General features: G+C 38.3%; 20 protein-coding genes. 15 read left to right on the forward strand and 5 right to left on the reverse strand.

Annotation, left to right across the window (positions count from 1 at the left end; translation table 11 throughout):
- The first annotated feature begins 181 nt into the window (after positions 1-181).
- The 5 genes from H4J39_RS16070 (at position 182) to H4J39_RS16090 (ending at position 2,601) form a co-directional block, all read left to right on the forward strand.
- Positions 182-448 (forward strand): hypothetical protein, encoded by a 267-nt coding sequence (locus H4J39_RS16070; RefSeq protein ID WP_182229373.1) that lies wholly within the window; start codon positions 182-184, stop codon positions 446-448.
- Positions 449-707: 259 nt separating this feature from the next.
- Positions 708-941 carry a hypothetical protein gene (locus H4J39_RS16075; protein WP_182229374.1) on the forward strand — a complete coding sequence of 78 codons (234 nt, stop codon included), beginning with the start codon at positions 708-710 and terminating at the stop codon, positions 939-941.
- 145 nt (positions 942-1,086) lie between these two features.
- Positions 1,087-1,560, forward strand: a complete 474-nt coding sequence (locus H4J39_RS16080; protein ID WP_182180974.1) for a Dps family protein — start codon at positions 1,087-1,089, stop codon at positions 1,558-1,560.
- A gap of 81 nt (positions 1,561-1,641) precedes the next feature.
- Positions 1,642-1,881, forward strand: coding sequence for a CDGSH iron-sulfur domain-containing protein (locus tag H4J39_RS16085; protein WP_182229375.1), 240 nt, complete (start codon positions 1,642-1,644; stop codon positions 1,879-1,881).
- A 117-nt stretch (positions 1,882-1,998) separates the two neighbouring features.
- On the forward strand, positions 1,999-2,601 hold the full coding sequence (locus H4J39_RS16090) for a MepB family protein (RefSeq protein ID WP_182229376.1): 603 nt from the start codon (positions 1,999-2,001) through the stop codon (positions 2,599-2,601).
- 349 nt (positions 2,602-2,950) lie between these two features.
- Here the strand turns inward: H4J39_RS16090 and H4J39_RS16095 are convergent, their stop codons facing one another.
- Together H4J39_RS16095 and H4J39_RS16100 are read right to left on the reverse strand one after the other, a co-directional pair.
- Complete coding sequence (locus H4J39_RS16095; RefSeq protein ID WP_182229377.1) at positions 2,951-3,595, reverse strand: DsbA family oxidoreductase; 645 nt, start codon at positions 3,593-3,595, stop codon at positions 2,951-2,953.
- A gap of 145 nt (positions 3,596-3,740) precedes the next feature.
- Positions 3,741-4,739: an NADP-dependent oxidoreductase gene (locus H4J39_RS16100; protein ID WP_182229378.1), complete on the reverse strand. Its 999-nt coding sequence runs from the start codon at positions 4,737-4,739 to the stop codon at positions 3,741-3,743.
- A 135-nt stretch (positions 4,740-4,874) separates the two neighbouring features.
- On the opposite strand from H4J39_RS16100, the gene H4J39_RS16105 reads away from it, so the two are divergent.
- Positions 4,875-5,780, forward strand: a complete 906-nt coding sequence (locus H4J39_RS16105; protein WP_182229379.1) for a LysR family transcriptional regulator — start codon at positions 4,875-4,877, stop codon at positions 5,778-5,780.
- Positions 5,781-5,843: 63 nt separating this feature from the next.
- Here the strand turns inward: H4J39_RS16105 and H4J39_RS16110 are convergent, their stop codons facing one another.
- Complete coding sequence (locus tag H4J39_RS16110) at positions 5,844-7,673, reverse strand: monovalent cation:proton antiporter-2 (CPA2) family protein (RefSeq protein WP_182229380.1); 1,830 nt, start codon at positions 7,671-7,673, stop codon at positions 5,844-5,846.
- 320 nt (positions 7,674-7,993) lie between these two features.
- Between H4J39_RS16110 and H4J39_RS16115 the strand changes: the two genes are divergently transcribed.
- Genes H4J39_RS16115 through H4J39_RS16125 form a run of 3 tightly spaced genes read left to right on the forward strand, consistent with a single transcriptional unit; the run spans position 7,994 to position 12,011 of the window.
- Positions 7,994-8,926 (forward strand): MoxR family ATPase, encoded by a 933-nt coding sequence (locus tag H4J39_RS16115; protein ID WP_182229381.1) that lies wholly within the window; start codon positions 7,994-7,996, stop codon positions 8,924-8,926.
- 38 nt (positions 8,927-8,964) lie between these two features.
- Positions 8,965-9,954 carry a DUF58 domain-containing protein gene (locus H4J39_RS19330; protein WP_182229382.1) on the forward strand — a complete coding sequence of 330 codons (990 nt, stop codon included), beginning with the start codon at positions 8,965-8,967 and terminating at the stop codon, positions 9,952-9,954.
- On the forward strand, positions 9,954-12,011 hold the full coding sequence (locus tag H4J39_RS16125) for a DUF3488 and transglutaminase-like domain-containing protein (RefSeq protein WP_182229383.1): 2,058 nt from the start codon (positions 9,954-9,956) through the stop codon (positions 12,009-12,011). Before H4J39_RS19330 ends, H4J39_RS16125 begins: the two co-directional genes overlap by 1 nt.
- Positions 12,012-12,016: 5 nt before the next feature.
- Here H4J39_RS16125 and H4J39_RS16130 read toward each other — a convergent pair whose 3' ends face one another.
- Positions 12,017-12,709, reverse strand: a complete 693-nt coding sequence (locus H4J39_RS16130) for a DUF2982 domain-containing protein (RefSeq protein ID WP_182229384.1) — start codon at positions 12,707-12,709, stop codon at positions 12,017-12,019.
- Positions 12,710-12,785: 76 nt separating this feature from the next.
- Complete coding sequence (locus H4J39_RS16135) at positions 12,786-13,685, reverse strand: LysR family transcriptional regulator (RefSeq protein ID WP_182225049.1); 900 nt, start codon at positions 13,683-13,685, stop codon at positions 12,786-12,788.
- A gap of 295 nt (positions 13,686-13,980) precedes the next feature.
- Here H4J39_RS16135 and H4J39_RS16140 point away from each other — a divergent pair, with 295 nt between their 5' ends.
- The 6 genes from H4J39_RS16140 (at position 13,981) to H4J39_RS16165 (ending at position 21,950) form a co-directional block, all read left to right on the forward strand.
- The gene (locus H4J39_RS16140) at positions 13,981-16,437 is read left to right on the forward strand and encodes a TonB-dependent receptor (protein WP_182229385.1); all 2,457 of its coding nucleotides are present in this window, start codon (positions 13,981-13,983) and stop codon (positions 16,435-16,437) included.
- 322 nt (positions 16,438-16,759) lie between these two features.
- Entirely contained in the window at positions 16,760-17,485 is a 726-nt protein-coding gene (locus tag H4J39_RS16145) for a histidine phosphatase family protein (RefSeq protein ID WP_182229386.1), read from the forward strand.
- 42 nt (positions 17,486-17,527) lie between these two features.
- The gene (locus tag H4J39_RS16150) at positions 17,528-18,292 is read left to right on the forward strand and encodes an SDR family oxidoreductase (protein WP_182229387.1); all 765 of its coding nucleotides are present in this window, start codon (positions 17,528-17,530) and stop codon (positions 18,290-18,292) included.
- Positions 18,293-18,406: 114 nt separating this feature from the next.
- Positions 18,407-19,522: an NADH:flavin oxidoreductase gene (locus tag H4J39_RS16155; RefSeq protein ID WP_182229388.1), complete on the forward strand. Its 1,116-nt coding sequence runs from the start codon at positions 18,407-18,409 to the stop codon at positions 19,520-19,522.
- 124 nt (positions 19,523-19,646) lie between these two features.
- On the forward strand, positions 19,647-20,855 hold the full coding sequence (locus H4J39_RS16160; protein WP_182229389.1) for an acyl-CoA dehydrogenase family protein: 1,209 nt from the start codon (positions 19,647-19,649) through the stop codon (positions 20,853-20,855).
- 33 nt (positions 20,856-20,888) lie between these two features.
- On the forward strand, positions 20,889-21,950 hold the full coding sequence (locus H4J39_RS16165) for a phosphotransferase family protein (protein WP_259368862.1): 1,062 nt from the start codon (positions 20,889-20,891) through the stop codon (positions 21,948-21,950).
- Positions 21,951-21,982: the final 32 nt, after the last annotated feature.

The following is a 21,982-nucleotide window of genomic DNA, read 5'->3' on the forward strand; positions in this document are numbered from 1 at the left end:
TATTATCTAAGGTAAAAGATTTTTAGTTATAAGTGAGTCAACAAACAGGCTATTAATGCGGTTAAATTAAGTTGATAATACAAAAATACGCCGCACTTTTATTCATTTTTAACACTGACTAGTCTCTTGCTTTAGTCTACAACCACTTGCTTCTTTATGAGGCGTTAAGTTTTAGGGAAATATGAAAAAAAATTCTATTCCACTCTTTATTGGTGTACTTGTTAGTTTTATTGCTATTTGGTTAGTCAATGATTATTTCTTAGTAGACCAATGCCTAGATAATGGTGGTAGCTTTAATTACAGTAAAGGTTTGTGCTTACTGGCTAATGGTGAAATTAAAACATCAGCGCTAGGGAAGTATTTAATTGCTATATATTTCTTTATGGGAATATTGATTTCGTTATTTGTTTCATTTTCTATTCGAAAAATATTTAAAATAGCGCAATAAAAGCTGAAGAGGTTACCCGAATGTGTGCTTGAAAATGTACGTGAATTTGCTCTTTGGTCGGTTGAAAAATTTAAAAGTATCTTTGGTCAGCGGGTGTCATAGCTTTTATATGTGGTCTTTTCTCTACTTATATCACTACTATTGGTGTAAACAGCCATCAATGATACATTGAAGCACCTAATCGTTGGCTGTTTAACTCTTTACTTCTTTTAACCAACAATTTTATTGTTTAATGTGGCGTTATATCGCAAGGCAAGCTATGTTTCGTTATCACCAGACTAAAAGTGCACAAACATGCAAATGCATGAAGTGTGGTTTGGAATATAAAAAGAGTGATTTACATTGCCCCTATTGTGTAGGCAAGTCGAATGCTCAAATTATTACCGATATTCATATTCCTTATTCAGAGCAACTTAAAAACACATCAAGTATTGGTCGGCAATTTATTTATTTAGCCATTATTATTGGTTGCCTGTTATTCGTTATTCGTTAATTTAGGCTTATCAGTAATATAAAAAGCAGTTTAAGAGGAGGAATTAACCAATGGCTATTTTTACTGCATTCCAGATTCAAGTAACAATTTTTAGCCTCTAGCGGGGCATTATAATTTATTACCATTCTAAACAAGAGGAAATAAAATGACAGATATAGATATTGGCATAAATAAAGTAGATAGAACTGAAATATCAGACGGTTTGAAGCGTCTTTTAGCTGACTCTTACACGCTATATTTACAAACACATAATTTTCACTGGAATGTTACAGGGTTACAGTTCCGTGAATTACATTTAATGTTTGAGGAACATTACACTGAGTTGGCGATTGCTGTTGACGATATTGCTGAACGTATTAGAACACTTGATGTTCCAGCACCAGGGACTTATAAAGAGTTTTCAAAACTGAGCTCTATAAAAGAGGTTGACGGTGTTCCAAGTTCAGCAGAAATGGTTACGTTACTCACCAAAGGCCATGAACAAGTTATTAAGACGTCTCGTGAAGTGTTAAAAATTGCACAAAATGCTGACGATGAATCAACCGCTTCACTCGTATCAGATCGTATGCGTATACATGAGAAAACAGCTTGGATGTTGAGAGCGACTACAAAGTCATAATCGATTATTCAAACTGACACTAAAAATAAGCTAACGTCACTTAATATGGCGTTATTTTATCCCCTTTTATGGAGAATTATTATGTCTACACCCGTACGTGCATCTGATACACCTTTTGCAGTTGACGTTGAAGAAGGTAAAAAATACGCTTGGTGTTCTTGTGGTCAAAGCGATAAACAACCTTTTTGTGATGGTTCTCACAAAGGATCTGAATTCTCACCCGTAAGGTTTACCGCGACCGAGTCTAAAAAAGTGTTCTTTTGTGGCTGTAAGTTAACAGCATCACAACCACTGTGTGATGGTAGCCATAAACAAGCATAATTAGGTATTAACGTGGGTGAAAGGTTGAGCGGCTCATTTTCAATTTTTATTACCCGCATTTATGCCTGCTAGTGTATATCGATACGATACTTGATAAATCTAAATTGAGACGTGTTTTTGGCAAATAAAAATTATCGTGATGAATTCGAGTCTCTTTTAGTGAAGGGACTCATTCCTGCGGGCTATAAAATAACGAAAGGTGTAACGTTAGACCCACTATCCGAAAGCTCAAAATATGAAGGGTTAGTTTTTTCTATAGATGAAAAAAAAATTGTTTATCGTAAAGGGAAGGTTACTACCGATAGACCCGGTGCATTTCTTGCCATTTGGCAACGCCCATTTGTTGACTCTCTCAATGATAATAAACCTATCCCATTAAAGTCGAATGATCTTGATTACTTATTCGTGCAAGTCACGAGTCAAACAAGCGTTAAAGCTATAGAAGGATCGGTAAAGAGTACTCAGCATGGAATGTTTATTTTTCCCATTGCTCTATTGCTTGAAAAAGGCATTGTTTCTTCCACAAAAAATAAGGGTAAAACCGGATTTCGAGTATTTCCTCCGTGGAGTCAAAATAGAGGTGAAATTGGCACAAAAGTATTTTCTGAATCGGGTAAAAATACACAACGTTGGCAATTGCCATATTTTGTAGATATTGATAAAAATGGTTTAATTAAACCTGACCAATTAGATAAAATTCTCTGCCATAAAAACTTCTAACCTAGAATGTTTGACAGGCGAGGGTATATTTGATCATAAAGCATAAGTGGCAACCAACACTGAATATTTTATATCGAAAAAAGGTTTTTTATTAAAAAATCGAATGTCGAATTTAGAAGACTAACGAAGCGTTTTAGGCCTCTTTTGTTGTCTTCCTTTAACACTTAAGTGTATTTGCTTTATTTTACGTTCACTGTTCGCTGCAATGATAGCGAGCAGTTTAGACAAAATAGGATCGTGTCTTGAGGTTCAACCAGCCAATGAGCAGGTTGAACATGATGTTTAATTTCTTTACCAAAACCAATAAATCTCTAAAAACACTCCAGTTAACACACAAGATAAAAAGATTTTATGATTCCTGAGCTATTTGTTTTAATGCCTGCATAAAAGTGGCCTTGGTTTGCCCTCCAGAGATAGAATACTTATGATTAAAAATGAACGTAGGTACCGAGTTGATCCCTTTGTCTATGCTTATTTTTTGCTCTGCTCGTACTTGTTCAGCATAAGCCTTTGAGTTGAGTACTTCTTTCGCTGCAATAACATCGAGACCGAGATCACTGACTATTCTTATTAAATTTTCATGCTCATTTAAGGGGGTGTTTTGGGTGAAATGCTCAGTAAAAAATGCCATTTGCAATTCATGCTGCTTACCTTGATTTTTAGCCCAAGCTAATAATCGATGTAAATCAAAACTGTTGATCATGCGCATTTGCTGTGAAAAGTTAACGTCAAAATTAACCTCTTTGCCGCGCTGAGTGATCATCTCTCTGTTTTGTGCACTTTGTTGTTCAGTAATGCCATATTTTTCAATCAAATGTTCTTTAATATTTTGGCCTTCAATGGGCATTGTTGGATTGAGTTCAAAAGGAAGCCAGTTGACTGTTACTTCTAGATCAAATTCAAGCGCGTTGAGTGCTGACTCAAGGCCTTTGTATCCGACAATACACCAAGGGCACATTACATCTGAAACGATATCAATGTGTAATTTATTCATGTGAGTTCCAATTTAATAAGTCATTAACGATTAGACGTTTACACCATTATCTACGTCTAATAAAGCAAGTTTATAATCGATGTGGTACTGACAAATAATGAATATAAGGCTTAGGGTAAAGTAAGCACCAAAAGCCTTTTAATCATTATAGTTTTACAATCAACTTACCTTTATTTTCGCCTTTAAAAAATAAGTTTAAACCATCTATAGCTGACTCTAGTCCTTCTAATACATGCGATCTGTGTTTTATTTTACCGGCCATAACGTAAGGCGTCAGTTTTTCAAGTAATGCAGGGACCTCATGAAAATGATCTGGCATAGTGAAACCTTGAATGTTGAGACGACGTTTAATGACATTTATCCAGCTTGGGCCAGGGGTTGCCACTTGTTTGTCGTAATCAGCTATAAGTCCACATACGATTACGCGACCATGTGCGTTCATACGTTCAAAAATTAAATTTTGAATCGGTCCACCTGTATTTTCAAAATACAAATCGATACCATCAACGGCGTGTTTAGCTAGTTGTGCATCTAAATCGTCACTCTTGTAATTAATCGCCGCATCAAAACCTAATTCATTGACAATCCAATCAGCTTTTTCTTCACTCCCGACAACACCAATGACCTTTAAACCATCTGCTTTAGCTAATTGACCTACAATCGAGCCAACCGAACCTGCGGCACCTGTAACAATAATTGTTTCGCCTTTCTTAGGCTTACCTACGTTAAATAAGCCTTGTGTTGCGGTTAATCCAGGTAAAGCGAAAACCGACAACACGGCTTCATCGGGTAATGGAGCCGTTACTTTATTGAGACCCTGTCCGTTGCTCAGAAAATATTCTTGCCAACCCATCATACCCATTACACGGTCACCCACACTAAAATCAGGGTGGTTACTTTCAACAATTTCTCCGATACCAGAACTACGCATGACATCACCTAAAGCTACCGGTGGAATATAGCTGGATGTATCAGGACTCATCCAGCCGAACATTGCTGGGTCAAGTGACATATAATTTTGTTTAACTAAAAACTCACCTGTGCCTAACGTTGGCATATCTTTTTGTACAACGGCAAATAGTTCGGCATTAATGGGGCCGCCAGTTGGGCGTTTAATAAGATTGATCGCAGTATATGTTTTCATGCGTTTTCTTCCTGTCGGTAATATTTGTTGAGTGGTTATTAAGTAGGGTTATTATTCCTCTATTTTACGATAAGATATAGGGGCTAATTAACCAATGTTTATTGTCATAAAGACAATAGTGGCAGAAGAGAGTATATGGATCAGTTAAGAGCACTAAAATATTTTGTAAAGGTGGTTGAGAATGGCAGCTTTAGTAAAGCCGCTGAGCTTTTTTCAGTACCCCCTTCGTCACTCTCGCGCAGAATAGCTGATTTAGAGCAGAGTTTGGGCGCGACACTTTTAAAACGTACAACAAGGTCTGTAAGTTTAACCGAAATCGGACAAACCTATTATCAGCAGGTTAGCGAAGTACTGTCTTTATTAGCCTACAGTGATGAAACCGTCAAAAACTATCAGTCTTCGCCGATGGGGGTGCTCAATATTAGTTCGATGGTGGGTTTTGGAGAACGAATACTATTACCACTGTTAGACGAATTTAGTGAGCTGTATCCGAAAATAACATTAAATGTAAGCCTCAGTGATGATCTGTCAACATTGGCTCGCGATCAAGTTGATTTGGCTATTCGCGGTGGTTATGCACCTGACGAACGCGTTATAGCGATAAAATTAATGGAGAATAACTTTATTGCTGTCGCGGCACCTCGCTATTTAGAAAAATTTGGTGTGCCTGTTAATGCCTTAGCCTTAAAACAGCATAAAGGGCTTTACTTTAAAACGCCTAATGGACCTACACCTTGGCTGTGCGAAATAGATAATCAATGGCAAGATGTTTCAGCCGAGCAGGTGTTAATTAGTAATAATGGTAAGTGGTTAGTCAACAAGGCTATCGAGGGCTTAGGCATCTTAATGATGCCACGTTGGGCATTAAAACCTTATATTGCCTCGGGTGAACTCACCGAACTGACTATAAAACCAAGTATTGATATAACGCAACAGGCAAATCTTGGCGTTTTTTTATTGTATCAAAAGCAGCGCTACCAAATACCTAAAATAAAAGCTGCCGTTGATTTCTTAGTGGAAAGGGTGAGTGGGGTTTATTAAATCAACACGAAATTAAAAATGAGTAGCTCTTATTCATAAGGGCAAAGAGCTACTGACATTATGCTATTTTATTTTATTATGACAAGTATTCAGTTTGTTTTGCTCGATTTTGTCGTTTTGCAACACTTGTTTTAAATCTTCTGTACGTTGTTTAACCGCTACGCCATAGCTTTTATCATCTCCCCACTTGTGGGCTAAAATGTTCATTGATTCAAGGTCGTGTTCAGTAAAGAGTTTCCCTGCTCTGTCAGATTCAGCTTGCTCATTACCGAGCAGTACTAGCGCCTCGATGCCAAGATTTACAGCTGAGTCAAATGTTTCTCGTTTAAAGTTTGTTACACCAAGCTGCATAATTTGGTAAGCGTGTCGTCGGTCAATCGCGCGAGCAATAATTTTTAAGTGCGGGTAGTGCTTTTGAGCCAGCTTAATAATATCTAATGTTTTGTCGGGTTCGTCTACAGCAATCACAAGCATTTCTGCTTCTTTTGCTCCTGCCGCTTCTAATAAATCTTGGCGAGCCGCATCACCATAAAAAACTTTACTGCCAAAGCGTCTGAGTAAGTCAATTTGGCTAGGGCTGTGATCAAGAATCGATAAATGGTATCCCTGAGCGGTTAATAGCCGACCTATTATTTGGCCAAAACGTCCGTAACCCGCAATAATAACATTTTTGGTTGCTTCAATTTCTTTAGTTGAATCAAAATCAGGTACTGTCGAGCTATCTCTAGCTAACGATTTTTCATATATAATGAGTAGTAATGGTGCGCAAAGCATCGATATTGCAACGATAAGTGTAATTAACTTAGTTTGCTCTGGCGATGTAATAAGTAGGTCACTGGTGAGTGAAAGTAAAACAAAAGCAAACTCACCTCCTTGAGCCAAAGCCAAAGTGAATAATATTTTTTGACTTCCTTTCATGTTAAAAAAGTGAGCAAGTACATAAAGAACAAGCGCTTTAATCGCAATAAGGGCTACGACGGCAAATGTAACAATAGTAATTTTATCAAGGAGTAATGGAAAGTCTATTGAAGCTCCGACGGTGATAAAAAACAGTCCTAATAGTAGTCCTTTAAAAGGTTCAATATCAACCTCTAACTCGTGTCTAAATTCGCTTTCAGCTAAAACCACCCCCGCTAAGAAAGTGCCTAAGGCTGGTGATAACCCTATTTTTTCCATAATAAGTGCAATAGAAATAACTAATAATAACGCTGCAATGGTAAATATTTCACGTAATCTTGTTTCTGCAATATATCGAAATAAAGGTGAAGATATGTATTTCCCAGCTAAAATAATAGCCGCTATTACTGCCAATGAAATAGTCACCTGAGCATAAACAGGTAAATGGGCAATTAAACTATTGCTTGACGACGCTACCGAGCTTAAATCTTGAAAGGCGAGTATCGGTAATAGGGCAAGAATAGGAATTACCGCAATATCTTGAAAAAGGAGGACAGAAAAAGCGTTTTGTCCTGCATCTTGTTTAATCCAACCTTTTTCTGTCAATGTTTGTAAAACAATCGCTGTTGAAGACAACGCTAACATTAGCCCAATAGCTAAAGCTGTTTGCCAAGCAAAAGTAAATATATAAAAGCAAAGCGCAAATATAATGGCGGTTGTTGCTAAAACTTGTAACCCGCCTAAGCCAATAATTGAATGTCGCAACTTCCAAAGTCGCGCCGGTTGTAGCTCCAAACCCACTAAAAATAGCATCATTACTACGCCGAATTCAGCAAAATGCATAACACTTGTTTGGTCGCCAACGAGGCCTAATAAATTAGGTCCAATTAAAATACCGGCTAACAGGTAGCCCAAAACTGATCCTAGGCCAAGCCTTTTGGCGACCGGTACGGCAACAAATGCTGCAACTAAGTAGATAACTGCTATTTCTAACATCTTTGAATGCACTCCTGAAATAGCGAGTGTCTGAATTATTAATGCAGACATTCGCTATTTGTAAAAATTTGAATTGTTTTTATGAATGTTCTTTACACTACTTTAACCTATTGCTGTGATAATCTCCTTAGAATAAGTCTTTTCAAATAAACATAAAAACCTTGCATCGTTGAGGTGAATTTATATTCGCTGCTTATGTTTACTGATTAAATAAAGTTGTATCGTGATGCTATTTGTTGATATTGTTTTAGCATCCTTGGCACTTTAATGGGGGTATATTGAATGATATCAATTATGTTAAATAACGTGGTCATCACATTATGCAAAGTTTAGTTTCAGCAATTTTAGCTCAAGTAGGCGGTATTGTTTTAGGTAAGCCTCAAGAAATACGTTTGGCACTTGCCTGTTTATTAGCAAAAGGTCATATCCTGATAGAAGATTTACCCGGTATGGGTAAAACTACCCTTGCACAGGTGTTAGCAAAAACCCTTGGGCTCAGCTATCAACGAACTCAATTCACCAGTGATCTGTTACCCGCTGACGTTATTGGTATTTCTATTTTTAACCCTGAAAGTAAAAAATTTGAACTTCATCAAGGTCCGATTTTTAATCAGGTGGTACTAAGTGATGAAATTAATAGGGCAAGTCCCAAAACACAAAGTGCTTTACTCGAAGCGATGGAAGAACACCAAGTTAGCATTGATGGGACAACTTACGTATTACCTCAACCTTTCTTTGTTATTGCTACACAAAACCCTCTAATACATGCAGGAACATACCCACTGCCTGAGTCTCAACTCGATAGGTTTATGATGCGTATATCGCTCGGTTTTCCTGATATTGCAGCAGAAAAACAAATTTTAATGAGTGAAAGTAGTCACGATAGCTATAAAAAGCTACAGCCTTGTGTTGATACCAGTAAACTTATAGCTATGCAATCGATGGTGTCACAGGTGACTGTCTCAGATAATATTATTGAATATGTTATCGCCTTAAATCATGTCAGTAGGCGTCAAGGTTTTGCGGGCAGACCTTTGTCACCAAGAGCAGGACAAGCATTAGTGAGTGCCGCTAAAGCATGGGCTTTTATGGCAGAAAGAACGTACGTAATACCCGAAGATATTCAAACAGTATTTGGCGCTGTATGTCAGCATAGGCTTGAGTCAGCGGCAACTCGCTTTGGTGATCACGCTGAAAAAGTTTCCAACCAAGTTATTGCACAAGTTAATGTATTAAATCCATTTAATACATAACAATATCAAAAATATTTTCCATAAATATAGAGATACTCGTGACGAGATTTGTAATACCGATACAAAGTTTTATTAGTTGCATTATTAAGAGGCGACTTAATCGGTGGCTAAAACGCCGAATTCCACCTGCCAGTCAGCATAAGCTATCAAACCGCAATATTTTCATTATGCCAACACGCTTTGGCTTTGTTTATCTTGTTTTTGTGGTGTTGTTATTCCTTTTGGCCACTAACTATCAAAATAATGTCATTATGCTATTGAGTTACTTAATGGCGAGTGTGTTTATTACGACGATGATGCACAGTTTTTTTAATCTATCGGGCATCGAGGTATCTACCGATAAGCAAGTGGAGGGATATGCAAAACAATATATTATGGTGCCAGTAAAAATATTATCCCCCAACAATCGTCTAGACTTCAATTTTTGTTTTGACCATCAGAAAATGTCTCATCTTCCTCAAACTGTGCAAGGAAATCAAACCGTTTATGTCTCTTGTCGTTACGAAAATAGAGGGGTTCATTATCCGGGTCGCTTAAAAATATGGAGTGAATATCCATTAGGCTTATTTATAACATGGACAAGAATAGATTTTGATTTTAAGTGCATGCTGTATCCAGCAGCTGAACCTGTTAGGCATATACCCAGCAACTTTGCGGGCTCTGTAAAGCAAAATTCATTTTTAGAAAATACTAAACCAGGCATCGATGAATTTTTCGAGCTTAAAACACATATTCCTGGCGAACCACTATCACGTGTTGCATGGAAACAATTTGCACGAGGGCAAGGTCGATTGACTAAGCATTACCATCAACAACAAGGAGCAACGTGTTGGTTGAAACTCACAGATATGCCAAAGCATGGTCTAGAGAAGCAATTACAGTATTTGTGTTTTCTGGTAAAAGAATACAACGATGCCGCTCAAATATTTGGTTTGGACTTAGGACAAGAAAAAATCAAACCCTCGCAAGGCCAACAACATTTTAACCAGTGTTTGATGGCGTTAGCGCTTTACCCTAAGTTACTCTGATGAAAAATAGTCACGATGGTTTGCAATGTTTCAGTTTATCCCGCAAAAATGCTTGGGGTTTATTCGTATGCCAATGCCTTAATTTATCTTTGCTTATAAGTGAATTAAGCGTTTGGATGTTGGCGATCATTAGTTTGTGTTTATGCTGGCGTTCGTTAACGCTTATTAAGCCGACAGTAAAACCTCACCGATATGTTGTCTTATTGCTTGCTTGCTCTGGATGTATCGCAATAGCGGTTAATGGTCGAGAATTAGGCGTACTGTTAAGTATGTTGCATCTACTTTGTTTTGCTTATTCATTAAAAAGTTTAGAGTTAACGACTCGAAAAGATTTTTACCAAATTATCTTACTGGGTATTTTCATTCTTGCGTCTGTACTTATTTTTTCTCAGTCTTTATTCATGTCGCTGCTTGTCTTTGGCTTACTTATTTTGAATTTAACTGTTTTGCTCGCGTACTTCTTACCACAGGGAAAGTACAAACAGCCCTTTATTAACAGTGCTAAAATGGTCATTCAAAGCATTCCTCTTGCTGTGGTGTTATTTATTGTTTTCCCTAGGCTCTCTCCATTTTGGCAGGTGCCGTCAGCCAAATCAGCGCAAACAGGTTTGTCAGAAAGTGTTACTCCTGGGGATATTGCTCATTTAGCAAGATCTTCAGCGCTTGCTTTTCGAGTGAAATTTTTTACTGATATACCTCAATACAATCAGTTGTATTGGCGAGCAATGGTGATGGATGAGTTTGACGGGCGTACATGGCAACAAAACAAAAATAACCTCTCAACTAAAATAGGTAAGCCAGATAATGTGCCTGTTGATGTTCTACCCTTAACGGGGTTACCAACACGTTACCAAGTGATGGTTGAACCGAGTTATCAACCTTGGCTTTTTTCATTAGCGGTGGTTGACCCTAAAAGTTTGTCGAGTAATCAAATAGATATCAGGCAATTAGCTAACTACACCATTAAAAAGAGTAAGCCTGTTAGTCAAACAACGAGTTATGAAATTACCAGTTATACCCACTCATTTCTTAATTCGCCATTAGGTGATAGTGAAAGAGCCAAAAATTTACACATACCAGCTAACAGTAATCCTAAACTCCAGGCACAAGCAATAGAACTCAATGGTGCTTATCCAAATGAAATTGAAAGAGCACAAGCTGTTTTGGATATGATTCGAGAACAAGACTTTTATTACACGTTATCGCCACCGTTGTTATCTGGAGATGTTTTAGATCAGTTTTTTTATCAAACGAAAAAGGGATTTTGTGTTCATTATGCCAGTGTATTTACCTTTTTAATGAGAGCGTCTGGCGTTCCTGCTAGGTTAGTGACGGGGTATTTAGGGGGTGAATACAACAAGCAAAGTGGCCACTTAAGTATCTACCAATATGATGCTCATGCTTGGGCCGAAATTTGGGTTAAAGACAAAGGCTGGGTAAGGGTTGATCCTACCGCGGCGGTAAACCCTGAGCGGGTCGAAAGCGGGCTCTCTCAAATGTTACAGCAAGATGCATTTTTTAATAATGATTTGCTGAATTTACATCGTTACAAACACCTTGCTTTGATTAATACTTTTCGCTTACAGCTTGATGCACTAGATTATCAATGGACACGCTTGGTGCTAGGTTATTCTTCTGCGAGACAATATGATTTACTCACTCAATGGTTTGGCGATTTACGCGCATGGAAAATAGGAGGTGCTATTGGTGGCTCATTATTTTTAGTGATGATTATTATGTGGTTAACAAATATAAAACGTTCTAAAAGTAAACCTTTAGTACAATGGTTAGCTCAGTATCAGCAAATATTAGCAATATTAAAAGCTAAAGGACTAGAAAAACCAGTTGCTATGCCAGCCAGTCAATTTTCAATGTTAGTTACTCAACAATTTCCTTCACTGACGGTCAGCTTTATCTCATATACACGATGTTTTGAAGCATTAATGTATCAGGTACTAACGGCTAAACAAAAAGAAGAGTATTTAACTGATATGAATAAATATCAACAACAGATAAAAGTACAATTGAAAAAGGTGCAGAAAAACACTGAGAAATGAGGAAACTAAGTCTCTTGATACGTTGCACTTGCCATTTTGCACTGTTTAAGTAAGTGGTTGAATTCATTAATATCTCGGTCAAAGCTATCGGCAGGTAGGAACAAATGATAGCCAAATGCCGCAGATAATTGTTCAGATTGATGAAGAAATGCGGCGATGGGGCCTTTTATAGATTCGCCATTTGACAAGACAAAGGGATCAAAATTAATTTGAGCTTGTTCAAAGGTCATTAATTGATGTAATACACTATAAACAATTAGCCCTTTTTGTTGGTGAATCAACCGATTAGCCAATCGAATTGATATGTTTTTAGCGATTTTATCTATATGTACTAATCGTATACCTATGTATGGCAATGCTTCTCTATCTAGGCCAATAACTTCAGAAACTGGCTGAATATTTTGTATGTCCTGCCATGTTAATTGCCAATGGCCATAACGGTGATTGAAGATGATTTTATCAGGTGTCAAATACAGACTAATATCAGGCTCTAAAAGTTTAACGACCCCAACCAAGATAATAACGAGACTGATTAAAATAACAAAAATATGGGCAAGTCTAAATATTTGCCAATAAAATTGAGCCACTAATACCGTAGCACATAAAAGCAGGCCACCCAAAACGCAGAGAAACATGCCATTATGCTTCGCGATAGGTTTGATTATTATGCTCGGCTTTTGTTGAAATTTAATCGTCATTTACGCTCATTATTCCCATTAATAAATACAATATGTCTAATTTTTAGTTAGTTTAAAAGCGTGTCGTATCAGAATTTTAAGTACCGGGAGTCGCTTGAATAACTTTGTTTCTTAGCCACTTATTTGCAGGTTCGAAGTCCAGATTTGTGTGCCAATATAAATGCATATCAATATCGGGTAACTCTACCGGTAATGGATAAATAACTAAATCGAGTAATTGAGCATACATTTTAGCGGTTGTCTCTGTAGCTGTGAGTAACATATCGTTACCGGCAAGCACACGACATGCTGAAAACGTGTGTTGGCACCTTAAGCCTATTTTTCGCTGTAATCCAAGACGAGCGAGTTCAAAATCCTCAATACTCGGACCGGTTGAACGAGATGAAACCAATATATGGTCTAGCGCAAGATATTGGTCTAAAGCTAATGTAGATTTAATCTTAGGATGATTTTTGCGGGCAACAACCACAAGTTTATCTTTTTCTAGTTGGGTATGTATTATGTTGTCACTTACGGGCAATAATGTATCAATAGCTAAATCAATATCCCCACTGGCGAGTTTGTTTTCTAATTCATGGCGGTTGACTCTGCGGCTACTTTGTATATTAACCCATGGTGCTTCTTTGGCTATTCTTTGTATTAAAGGAGGTAAATAAGAAGCCTCTAAAGCTACGTGTAAAGATATAGTAAAGCTTTTACGGGAGCTCATTGGCTCAAATTGTTTGGATTGTGCTAAGCATATCTGTAACTGACGTAAAGCTTCGCGCACATCCGATACAACATTGTTGGCAACAACGGTAGGGCGCATTTCATTACCTTGTCGAACAAAAAGCGGATCGTCAAAATGAGCACGTAGTTTACTCAGTGAATGACTCACTGCTGGTTGTGATAAGTTTAGTGCAGATGCTGCTTTAGTAATATTCCCTTCACAGTAAATCGCTTCGAATACCACAAACAAATTTAAGTCGACCTTCATATATAAATACCTAATCCATCAAATAATGATCATTATTATAATTTCATTCTATTCATAGAATGAATAGTTGATTATGAAATTTATTCATTTGTTTAATTTAACGGTTGCTCCTAGCATAGTCAAGTAGCGTAAATATTGTGCGATAACTGTGTAAAAAACCAAAGGTAACTTGGTGTAGCAGTACGGTTTGATAAAACTTTATCTGCGCTTAAACAAGAATCATGCTCAAACAAAGTATTTGAGCAGAATCGCATTTAATCAATAAGTGTTTAGTAAAAATAAATGGGGATACAACATGACGCAAAGATTAGCATCACAACTCTTTAAGAGATCATTACTCGTTTCAGCAGTCATTAGTGCACTGGGTACTTCTGTGCTTAATGCTCAAGAAATAAAATCAGCCAGCCAAGACGATGAGAAAGATATTGAACGTATAATGGTAACCGCGTCTAAGCGGCTTACTGGGTTACAAGAAACGCCTATTGCCATTACAGTTGTCAGGGGTAAAGATATTGAACAAGCAAAAGTTTTAGATATTAATGATTTGCAAACACTCGTGCCGACGTTAAGAGTCACTCCATTACAACGTTCAACGAACACTAACTTTTCAATACGTGGTTTTGGTAATGGTACCAACAACACCGGTATTGAACCTTCGGTAGGGGTATTTATTGATGGTGTATACCGTTCTCGCGCCGCTGCTCAAATTGGTGATTTACCCAGACTCCAGCAGATTGAAGTCCTCAGTGGTCCGCAAAGTACTTTGTTCGGCAAAAATGCTTCTGCGGGAGTTATCAATGTGCGCACTATGGCGCCTTCTTTCGATTTAGAAGGTAACGTTGAAGTGGGGTATGGTAACTACAATCAACAATTGGTGAAAGGTTATATCACTAACGGTGTTACAGACGAATTAGCTTTTAGTTTATCAGGTGGTTACAACACGCGTGATGGTTACACTGACAGCGTAAGTGGTTTAAACAAACTGAATGACAAAGACCGTTGGAATATACGTGCACAAGCATTATATCAACCTAACCAAGATGTTACTGTGCGTTTTATTGCAGACTACAGTGAGATCGATGAAGCTTGCTGTACTGTTGCCAATGCGATTAATGGCCCCACAACGGGTGCGGTTCAATTTTTAGGCGGAATGGTTAATGATTCAGCCGACCCGTTTTCCTATACATCAGCCCTTAATATGGACCCTCGAAATACCGTAGAAGATAGCGGGATATCTATGCAGGTCGATGTTGATTACGATGGCTTTGCTTTTACCTCAATTACCGCATTGCGAAGTAATGAATCTACTTTTATACACGATATAGATTACACCAGTTTAGATATTATCCAAGAAAGTGGTGACACTAAAATTGATACCTTTACGCAAGAGTTACGTTTGAACTCTACTGGCGTAAACAAACTAGACTGGATGGTAGGCGCGTTCTTCTTCCAAGAAGACGTTGACGCCCAAGACGCCTTGTTTTATGGCAATGATATGAGAAACTATTTTGATGTCTTGTTAGCAGCAGGAGGTGCTGCTGGTTTGCTAAGTGGGGTAGAGGGGGTTTACGGCCTTGCGCCGGGTTCATTTATTTCATCAGATACAGTTGTTGATTCTCAATTTATGCAAAGTAATGATGCTTATTCCATTTTTGCTAATATTGATTATCGAATTTCAGCAAAATTTACGACAACCTTTGGTGTGAGTTATACCCATGATGAAAAAGATGTCAGTGTTGCTCAACAGAATAACTCTACGCTTTCAGCGATTGATTTAGACAATGATTTAACCCTTTTTGGTGTGCCAATGCCTTTCATACCGACATTAGCGCCAGCTATTCCAACATTAAAAGGTTTGCAGTTCATGCCACCCATGCTTGAATTACCAAACTCAGTTGAAGACGATAATACCGCTGATAGTAAAACTACGTGGTCATTGCGCTTAGCCTATGAACTTAATGACAATATTAATTTGTTTGCCACCGCTGCAACGGGCTTTAAAGCATCATCATGGAATTTATCCCGCGATACCCGTCCATTCGCTGCAGACAGTGATGCGCTTATGACTAATGGTTTAGTACAAAAAAATCAAAGCTACGGCGGTCGATATGCTTTACCAGAAGAATCAACGGTTTATGAATTGGGTATGAAAGCCAGATTTGAAAAAGTTGCCTTCAACATAACGGCCTTTGACCAAACGATAGAAGGGTTTCAGTCGGCTATTTTTGTTGGCACAGGCTTCGTTTTGGCTAATGCCGGTAAGCAAAGTACTCAAGGTATCGAATTTGATTCTGCTTACAACCTAACCGAAAACTGGGCATTTACCTTAGCGGGTATCTTTCTTGACCCCACCTATGATGCTTTTAAAGGTGCATCAGGTGTTGATGGTCCTATTGATTTATCGGGTCAAAAACCTGCAGGAATACATGAACAAAGTATTACGGCTGGTGTGACTTACAATTTCGAATTAAGTGCCGGTATTAATGGATATATTCGTACAGATTACCTCTATGAAAGCGAGGTTACCCTTGCTGAAAATGTACCTGATTCCCTAACACGAGAAGTGAGTACTTTTAATGCCAGTGCTGGGCTTAACTTCCCCAATGGGGTTAACTTACAAGTTTGGGCACGTAATTTAAATAATGATGAATATTTTCATTCTGCCTTTCCTGTGCCTATTCAAGCGGGTAGCTTTAATGCCTATCCGAGTCAGCCAAGCACTTATGGAGCGAGTATTTCTTATAACTTTTAATGCGTTACCTTAGCCGAAAAAGTATTGCAGTCCTTTAAAAGTAATCAGCCTTGCACTCTAGATGTGCAAGGCTTTTTTATGTAAATAATAAAAATATTGCGGGTTAACATTTCATAAAGTGGACAATTAATACTGAGTCTTTATTCTAATAATGAATAGTGGGTTATAAGAACTATTCATTTGTTTAATTAATAGCTTCGGATTATTATCAATAAATCAAAGTTTTGGCGATTAAATAATCATAGTGAGCGATAAAAAATGATAACAAGCAAATGTTTTAATCGATTTGAAAATCCATCTATTAACGGGCTGTCTTAAGCGAATGACTGCTCTGTATCTTATACGCCACGGACAGGCATCCTTTGGTAAAGCCGACTATGACTTGCTCTCTGAAAAAGGCAATGAACAATCGCGTTTGCTTGGTGAGTCTTGGCGATCTGCACCTGACAAAATTTATTCAGGAGATTTACTACGCCATGGACAAACCTTAGAGCATTTTTTGCTTGGTTACCAAGGTGCACTTTCACCCGTTACCTTGCATTCAGGGTTTAATGAATTTAATCATGAAGAGTTGTTGATTTGTTATGACTCACAATGGCGAGACTTTGCAAAAATGGCTGCGGCCATAAGTAAAAAACCCAACGCAAATAAACGCTTTCAAAAAGAGTTTGCGCTTGCGCTTGACCGTTGGATCAGTGGCAAGTACGACCAAGATTATAAAGAAAGCTGGAGTCAATTTAAAAAACGCTGCATTAGTGCATTACAAGATGTTATTAAACAAGAATTAACAGCCAGAAAATTATCATTAATCACTGAAAGTAATCAACATGCTAATAATATCTGTATTTTTACTTCAAGTGGCACCATAGCGGTGATCATTCAACATATTTTAGGCTTGTCTGATGAAAAAACATTAGTGATTAATCAGCAATCACGCAATACAAGCGTTACTAAATTACTCTTTTCAGAAAATAATTTAAACATTGATTATTTCAATAACTATAGCCATTTAACCTCAGCTGGTAGTGATTGGGTAACGTTTAGATAATCAATAATCAATAAACATTAGATATTAAGTAGGAAACTTAACATGAATAATCTATTTGACTTAACAGGAAAAATCGCTTTAGTTACGGGCGCAAGTCGTGGCATTGGTGAACAAATTGCAAAATTACTGGCACAAAGTGGTGCTCATGTGATTGTGTCGAGCCGCAAGGTGGCTGGGTGTCAAACCGTTGTTGACGATATTATTGCAGCAGGCGGTAGTGCTCAAGCGATAGCTTGTCATATTGGTGAGATGGAGCAAATAGAACATATATTCTCTGCGATAAAAAAACAACACGGCAAGCTTGATATCTTAGTGAATAATGCTGCGGCCAACCCTTATTTTGGTCATGTATTAGATACTGATTTAAGTGCCTTTCAAAAAACAGTAGACGTTAACATTCGTGGTTATTTTTTCATGTCTGTTATGGGCGCTAAACTCATGAAAGAAAACGGTGGTGGCGCTATTGTTAATGTTGCTTCTATTAATGGTGTTATCCCGGGTGACTTTCAAGGCATCTATTCAATTACCAAAGCCGCGGTTATCTCTATGACTAAAACATTTGCCAAAGAATGTGCCCAATTTAATATCCGCGTGAATGCTCTATTGCCTGGCGGCACTGATACTAAATTTGCCTCAACGTTAGTTAATAATCCCAAAATACTCGACCAAATGCTGCATCACGTACCAATGAAACGTATTGCTCAGCCAGAAGAGATGGCAGGCACGGTACTTTACTTGGTTTCAAATGCGTCAAGTTATACCACAGGTACCGCGATTAATGTTGATGGTGGTTATTTAATTGGTTAGGTAATCTATTGATTAAAAATAAAAAATAAAAAATAAAAAATAAAAAATACAACGCGAAAGCATAAAGTCACGTGTGTCAATGAATGTATAACAGTATTAAATTTAGGAAATAAGATGAGTAACAATAATTCAGATAAACTTTTTGAGTCATTTACAGTCGGTGGACTAACGTTAAAGAATCGAACGGTTATGGCGCCCATGACGCGAACATTCTCGCCTAACTACATTCCTAATAGCGATGTTGCAAAATACTATCGCCGAAGAGCTGAAGGAAATGTCGGCTTAATCATTACAGAAGGGACCTTTATTTCCCATAAAGCGGCGAATGGCTATGAACGCGTACCTGCTATTTTTGGTGAAGAAGCGTTAGCGGGTTGGAAACATGTTGTTGATGAGGTTCATGCTGCGGGTGGCAAAATTGTTCCACAAATCTGGCATGTCGGCTCCGTAAGAAAAGAAGGTATTGGCCCTGATAAATCGGTGCCTGCTTATAGCCCTTCAGGATTATACAAGCCTGGAGCACCCAATGGTGTTGAAATGAGCCAAGTTGATATTGATGAAGTGGTTGCTTCTTTTGCACAAGCAGCTCTTGACGCTAAAAACGTAGGTTTTGATGGCGTCGAAGTTCACGGCGCTCATGGTTACTTGGTTGATCAGTTCTTTTGGGAAGGTACAAACCAGCGGGTTGATGGCTACGGAGGTTCATTAGAAAACCGTACCCGCTTTGGTGTAGAAATTGTACAAGCTATCCGCGCTGCGGTAGGTAATGATTTTCCTATTATTTTTAGATTTTCTCAATGGAAGCAGCAAGACTATCATGCAAAACTTTGCCAAAACCCTGAAGAATTAGCGCTCTTTTTATCGTTATTAAGTGATGCTGGTGTTGATATATTTCATGCCAGTACGCGTCGTTTTTGGTTACCTGAATTTGAAGGTTCAACGCTAAACCTTGCCGGATGGACAAAAAAATTAACACAAAAGCCTGTAATAACCGTTGGTAGTGTTGGTCTCGACAGTGATTTTACCGGTGAAGGAAACACAGATTTAGGCGGTGCTTCTAATCCTACCGGTATTGAGGGCTTAATAACGCGCTTAAATAACGATGAATTTGACTTGGTTGCCATTGGTCGTGCGTTGCTAGTCGACCCTGAGTGGGTAAATAAAATTCGAGATAAAAAAGAAGACCAAATAGCCCCCTTCAATAAAGACGCATTAATGAAGTTGAGCTAAATTAATGACTATCAGCTATTAACTAAAAAATTCAATAGCTGATTGATTTTCAAAATTTTATTACCACAGCGTATTAATCACTAGCGCATGATCAACGGGCGTTATTAAACTAAAAGGATCTCTCATGGATTTCGAATACAGTGACAAAGTTAAGGCGTTAATCAAGCGTGTAAACTTATTTATGGACACCTATGTTTATCCTGCTGAACAGGAAATGCATGAACAAGTTGCGCAAGCACCTTGGTCAACGCCGCCGTTAATGGAAACACTAAAAGCGAAGGCTAAAGCACAAGGGCTGTGGAATTTATTCTTACCCCTAAGTTATGGCAAATACAGTGCCGGATTAACTAACTTAGAATATGCACCTTTAGCTGAAATTATGGGCAAAGTGATGTGGGCGCCAGAAGTCTTTAATTGTGCGGCACCTGATACCGGTAATATGGAAGTTCTCGCCAAATATGGTAGTGAAGCACAAAAAAAACAATGGCTAGAGCCCTTGCTAGAAGGGAAGATTCGTTCAGCTTTTGCGATGACAGAGCCTGAAGTAGCATCGAGTGATGCCACCAATATTGAATTACGCATCGACCGTGACGGTGATGAATATGTCATCAATGGTAAAAAGTTTTACATCAGTGGCGCTTGCCGTAAGCAGTGTGAAATTATGATTGTTATGGGTAAGACAGACCCTGATAATGACAATCGTTATATTCAACAATCTCAAGTACTCGTGCCGATGAAAACCCCTGGAGTTACGATGGTACGACCAATGAAGGTGTTTGGTTATGATGATTCTCCCGAAGGGCATGCGGAAATTATTTTCGAAAATGTTCGCGTTCCCGTTGAAAACATTATTGTTGCTGAGGGTAAAGGGTTTGAAATAGCTCAAGGTCGCTTAGGTCCGGGTCGCATTCACCATTGTATGCGATCGATTGGTGTTGCTCAACGCGCCCTTGATTTAATGTGTAAACGTGTCAATGAACGTATTGTTTTTGGTCGCCCGATGATCAAACAACAATCTATACGTGAAGACATTGCTATTTCAGCTTGTCAAATTGAACAAGCCCGTTTGATGACTTTAAAGGCGGCTCAAAAAATGGATCTTGAAGGCAATAAAGCGGCGAAAGATATTATTGCCATGATAAAAATAGTGGCGCCAAATATGTCACTTGATGTTATTGACCGTGCCATTCAATGCCATGGTGCAGTGGGGGTTAGCCAAGATACATTTTTAGCCCATGCTTATGCGGGACAGCGAACATTGCGTTTAGCGGATGGTCCTGATCAAGTTCACATGATGCAGTTAGGCCGAGACTTAGTCAAAAAATCTACGTAATTATATCGTTGTTTAAAATAAAAAGTCTTACATATGAAAGAGAATAAATACATGGCGGCAATAGCTCCTTTTGATATTGAAAAACTCACCTCGTACCTTGAATGCCATCTTGAAGGTTTTGTTGGGCCGATAACACTAGACAAATTTTCAGGTGGACAATCTAACCCTACCTATAAAGTAATGGCGAAGTCAGGAACTTATGTTTTACGCAGCCAACCACCAGGGAAATTACTTAAATCAGCTCATGCGGTTGACCGTGAATATAAGGTCCTTGCAGCGCTAAAAGATTCTAATGTGCCTGTGGCTCAGGTATATCACCTTTGTGAAGACACAAGCATTATTGGTTCAATGTTTTATATCATGGAATTTTGTGATGGCAGCGTTTATTGGAGTGCCTCGTTAGCTGAGATACCCACCAATACAGAGCGTAGCCAAATGTATGATGCAATGAATAATGCTTTAGTGGCTTTACATCGCGTGAATGTTGACAGCATAGGGCTAAGCGAATATGGAAAAGCAGGTAATTACTTTGAACGTCAATATGGTCGTTGGTCTTCACAGTATCGCGCTTCAGAACTACAAAAAATAGATGCTATGGATAATTTAAGTCGATGGCTTGAGGTTAACTTACCCCAAGATGACGGCAAAGTTTGCCTGGTACACGGTGACTTTCGATTAGACAACATGATGTTTGCCAAAAATAAGCCTGAAATTATCGCCATTCTTGACTGGGAGCTATCTACCTTAGGGCATCCGTATTCTGATCTAGCCTATCAATGTATGGGGTTAAGAATGCCACAAGGCATGGGCAGTATAGATGGACTAAAAGGCGTTGATAGAACACGTTTAGGTATACCCAGCGAAGCCGAATATGTGGCTACTTATTGTCAGCGCATGGGCATTGAAAAAATAGACAACTGGACCTTTTATCTCGCGTTTAGCTTTTTTAGGTTAGCCGCTATTGTGCAAGGTGTTGCTAAGAGAGCTTCCCAAGGGAATGCATCGAACGAAAATGCTAATAAAATCGGTAAGTTTGTCGAGCCTTTAGCTCAAATGGCATTACAGATCATTGAGCAAGAGACTCAGGCGCAATAATAATTAAACATGAATATAAAAATAGGCATAAA

The sequence above is a fragment of the Colwellia sp. Bg11-12 genome (assembly GCF_014076955.1).
Taxonomy (GTDB): Bacteria; Pseudomonadota; Gammaproteobacteria; order Enterobacterales; family Alteromonadaceae; genus Colwellia_A.

Excerpts from the sequence above, each read along its gene's own strand:
- H4J39_RS16085 (WP_182229375.1), top strand. The coding sequence starts at position 1,642 with ATGTCTACACCCGTACGTGCATCTGATACACCTTTTGCAGTTGACGTT.
- H4J39_RS16160 (WP_182229389.1), top strand. The coding sequence starts at position 19,647 with ATGGATTTCGAATACAGTGACAAAGTTAAGGCGTTAATCAAGCGTGTA.
- H4J39_RS16105 (WP_182229379.1), top strand. The coding sequence starts at position 4,875 with ATGGATCAGTTAAGAGCACTAAAATATTTTGTAAAGGTGGTTGAGAAT.
- H4J39_RS16125 (WP_182229383.1), top strand. The coding sequence starts at position 9,954 with ATGAAAAATAGTCACGATGGTTTGCAATGTTTCAGTTTATCCCGCAAA.
- H4J39_RS16130 (WP_182229384.1), bottom strand. The coding sequence starts at position 12,709 with ATGACGATTAAATTTCAACAAAAGCCGAGCATAATAATCAAACCTATC.
- H4J39_RS16140 (WP_182229385.1), top strand. The coding sequence starts at position 13,981 with ATGACGCAAAGATTAGCATCACAACTCTTTAAGAGATCATTACTCGTT.
- H4J39_RS16135 (WP_182225049.1), bottom strand. The coding sequence starts at position 13,685 with ATGAAGGTCGACTTAAATTTGTTTGTGGTATTCGAAGCGATTTACTGT.
- H4J39_RS16095 (WP_182229377.1), bottom strand. The coding sequence starts at position 3,595 with ATGAATAAATTACACATTGATATCGTTTCAGATGTAATGTGCCCTTGG.
- H4J39_RS16115 (WP_182229381.1), top strand. The coding sequence starts at position 7,994 with ATGCAAAGTTTAGTTTCAGCAATTTTAGCTCAAGTAGGCGGTATTGTT.
- H4J39_RS16100 (WP_182229378.1), bottom strand. The coding sequence starts at position 4,739 with ATGAAAACATATACTGCGATCAATCTTATTAAACGCCCAACTGGCGGC.
- H4J39_RS16165 (WP_259368862.1), top strand. The coding sequence starts at position 20,889 with ATGAAAGAGAATAAATACATGGCGGCAATAGCTCCTTTTGATATTGAA.
- H4J39_RS16155 (WP_182229388.1), top strand. The coding sequence starts at position 18,407 with ATGAGTAACAATAATTCAGATAAACTTTTTGAGTCATTTACAGTCGGT.
- H4J39_RS16150 (WP_182229387.1), top strand. The coding sequence starts at position 17,528 with ATGAATAATCTATTTGACTTAACAGGAAAAATCGCTTTAGTTACGGGC.
- H4J39_RS16145 (WP_182229386.1), top strand. The coding sequence starts at position 16,760 with ATGACTGCTCTGTATCTTATACGCCACGGACAGGCATCCTTTGGTAAA.
- H4J39_RS16110 (WP_182229380.1), bottom strand. The coding sequence starts at position 7,673 with ATGTTAGAAATAGCAGTTATCTACTTAGTTGCAGCATTTGTTGCCGTA.
- H4J39_RS16080 (WP_182180974.1), top strand. The coding sequence starts at position 1,087 with ATGACAGATATAGATATTGGCATAAATAAAGTAGATAGAACTGAAATA.
- H4J39_RS16075 (WP_182229374.1), top strand. The coding sequence starts at position 708 with ATGTTTCGTTATCACCAGACTAAAAGTGCACAAACATGCAAATGCATG.
- H4J39_RS16070 (WP_182229373.1), top strand. The coding sequence starts at position 182 with ATGAAAAAAAATTCTATTCCACTCTTTATTGGTGTACTTGTTAGTTTT.